Below are 1,131 nucleotides of genomic sequence, written 5' to 3'. Positions count from 1 at the left end.
AATAATCTGAAATTATCTGGTCCCCTATGAAATCAACTAAACTATTTTCGAACTTGTTGCTTTATATTTTTGTAGCAAGCTTTACATTGATGGGTTGCAGTAGTGGCGGCAATAGCCCGAATGGCAAACGTGTTGTTAGCCTTGAAATTTCTGGAGACAATGAAATAGCCGCTAACTTTAGCACTCAACTTAAAGTCACTGCAATTTACAACGACAAAACTTCAAAAGACGTCACCTCAATAGCAACATGGAGTCAGTCTGGCGAGACGGGGATCATTCAAGTATTGCCCGAAGGCATTGTTGAGGGCCTGGCAACAGGATCTGCAACGGTTACCGTCCGTTATGACGATTCACAAAGCGTGACTAGTGCTAACTTCACAATGAACGTGAACGATTCTAGTGTGACCGGGCTCTTTATTACGCCGATTGTTGACATATTAGGCAGCCCTTACAGGATCCCTAATGGTACGTTTATCAGTGTCGCGGGCCTGGCGAATTTTTCAGACGGTAGACAATTGGTCGATATTACTCGAGACCTCTCTTGGACGGTCGATCAGAGCAATATTGTCACGGTCGAGCCTAAGGATTTTGAGGTTAAACTGACGGGCCAATCTTTGGGGGTTACTACTTTAACTGTGGATGTCAGTGATCCCAGTCAATCAGCACAAACGAATGTGGCCGTGCAACAAATTTTGACGGTTACCAATGCCGTGCTCACCGAGTTATTGATTTCACCAAGCTCTCTTAGCTTACCCAAAGCGATCAATCAACAGCTATCGGTTGCAGGTGTCTACTCGGATAATTCGATCTTAATTGATATCCCTGAAGTAAGCTGGTCGGTTGAAGATGATCGCATTGCTCGCATCTCAGAAGACGGCTTGTTAAGCACATACCTAGATGGCCAAACCAAAGTATTAGTGAGCTTGGATTTGATTCAAGCTGAGGCTGAATTGGTAGTCAATGATGCCACAGTAGAGTCCCTTGTCGTCTCACCAGCTGAGGCTTCTATCGTTGAGGGCAGCAAAATAGATTATAACGCCACGGTAACTTTCTCAGACGGAACCGAAGCCGATTACACTGAAAAGGTCGATTGGTATAGCTCCAATAGCAGCGTAGCCGAGGTATATAATG

The 1,131-nt window shown here is 44.8% G+C and carries 1 protein-coding gene; it reads left to right on the top strand.

The genetic code is table 11. The features are described from left to right. Nucleotides 1–26: 26 nt before the first annotated feature. Nucleotides 27–1,131, top strand: a 1,105-nt coding sequence (locus A3739_RS17400) for an Ig-like domain-containing protein (protein ID WP_156502653.1), incomplete at its 3' end; no start/stop codon positions are given.

It is taken from the genome of Oleiphilus sp. HI0067, assembly GCF_001635735.1.
This window is presented reverse-complemented; position numbering and strand designations above follow the sequence as displayed.